We start from the raw sequence: 1,485 nt of genomic DNA, 5'->3' as shown, positions 1-1,485 counted from the left end.
GGCTGCCCGCGCCGGCCGGTCTCGCCGCGGGCCCGACGACGGACACCTCGGTCGCGCTGAGCTGGTCCCCGGTGCGGGACGCCGCCTCGTACCGCGTGTACCGGGGCGGCACACAGGTCGCCGCCCCCACCGGCACCTCGTTCACGGACACGGGACTGAGCCCGGCGACCGCGTACACGTACACGGTCGCTGCCGTCGCCGCCGACGGCACGGTCGGCACGGCCTCCGCCGCCGTTCAGGCCACCACCACGGGCTACACCCCGACGTGCACGACGGCCACCAACTACGCCCACGTGGCGGCGGGCCGGGCCCACACCGGGGGCGGGTACACGTACGCCAACGGTTCCGAGGAGAACATGGGCCTGTACAACGTGTTCGTCACGCACACCCTGAAGCAGACGTCCCCGGGCCACTACGTCCTCGCCGACTCCGGCTGCTGACCCTCCCCGTACGGCTTGTCCCGGCCGGGACGGACCACCGGCCGGGACGGACCCTCAGCGAGCGGCCAGCCGCTCCATCAGCGCGGCGCTGCGGGCCAGCGTCTCCCGCTCCTCGCCGGTGAGTTCGGCCTCGATGGCCTGGGCCAGCCAGCCCGCCCTGCGCCCGCGCTCGCCTTCGAGCGCCGCCCGCCCCGCACCGGACAGCTCCACCAGGGACTTGCGGCCGTCCGTGGGGTGCGCCCGGCGGACGACGAGTCCCTGCTCCAGGAGCAGCCCGACCGCGCGGGCCATGGACTGGGGCCGCACGCGCTGGTCGGCGGCGAGATCACTGGTGGTCATGGCCCCATCACGGTCCAGGGCGCCCAGTACGGCGACCTGGCCCTGCGGGATGCGGTCCTCGTGCTTCACGCGCCTCGTGAGCTTGCCCATCGCGGTGCGCAGTTCGGCGGCGACGAGGGCGGGTTCCGGGGTGGGCATACGGCACTTTACCGCGCGGGACCGGAGGGGCACACACCCCGGCGGCCCGGCTGACCTGCGCAGTTCCCCCTGCCAGAATATCCACAGCCAGGCTGCACAGCCATACTGAACAGCCTGGCTGTACAGTTGGTTCCGCCGCGGCACGCGCCGGTGTCGTCGCAGCAGAGCCGCGGCACGCGTCAACGGGAAGGACCGTCCCATGACTTCCGGAGCAGTTGAGCCCACCGTCATCCGATCCGTCACCGCCCGCCGGATCCTCGACAGCCGGGGCAACCCCACCGTCGAGGCCGACGTCGTCCTCGCCGACGGCTCCCTCGGCCGCGCCGCCGTGCCGTCCGGCGCGTCCACCGGCGCACGGGAGGCCGTGGAGCTGCGCGACGGCGACCCCGGCGCCTGGCACGGCAAAGGCGTCGACCGTGCGATCGCCCACGTCAACGGCGAGATCGCGTCGGCGGTCGTGGGGCGCGACGCCTGTGACCAGGCGGGGCTCGACGCCGCGCTCATCGCGCTCGACGGCACACCCGACAAGTCCCGGCTCGGCGCCAACGCCGTGCTCGGCGTCTCGCTC

Annotated in this window: 2 protein-coding genes and 1 pseudogene; 2 read left to right on the top strand and 1 reads right to left on the bottom strand. The window is 74.1% G+C overall.

All coding sequences use genetic code 11. From position 1 onward, the window contains the following. A partial coding sequence (locus IH13_RS0133600; RefSeq protein ID WP_031090503.1) for a fibronectin type III domain-containing protein occupies positions 1-440 on the top strand: 440 nt, incomplete at its 5' end. Positions 441-494: 54 nt separating this feature from the next. On the opposite strand, the gene IH13_RS0133595 is transcribed toward IH13_RS0133600, so the two are convergent. After that, positions 495-917, bottom strand: coding sequence for a MarR family winged helix-turn-helix transcriptional regulator (locus tag IH13_RS0133595; RefSeq protein WP_031090501.1), 423 nt, complete (start codon positions 915-917; stop codon positions 495-497). Between the two features lie 199 nt (positions 918-1,116). On the opposite strand from IH13_RS0133595, the pseudogene eno reads away from it, so the two are divergent. Next, positions 1,117-1,485: pseudogene (gene eno / locus IH13_RS0133590) on the top strand (phosphopyruvate hydratase); the annotation flags it as partial.

Origin of the sequence: Streptomyces sp. NRRL WC-3549, assembly GCF_000721935.1 — a bacterium.
Lineage (GTDB): Bacteria > Actinomycetota > Actinomycetes > Streptomycetales > Streptomycetaceae > Streptomyces.
The sequence above is the reverse complement of the archived record's forward strand: the minus strand, read 5'-3'. Positions and strand labels throughout refer to the sequence as shown.

Coding starts and splice junctions, on each gene's coding strand:
- IH13_RS0133595 (WP_031090501.1), bottom strand. CDS start 917: ATGCCCACCCCGGAACCCGCCCTCGTCGCCGCCGAACTGCGCACCGCG.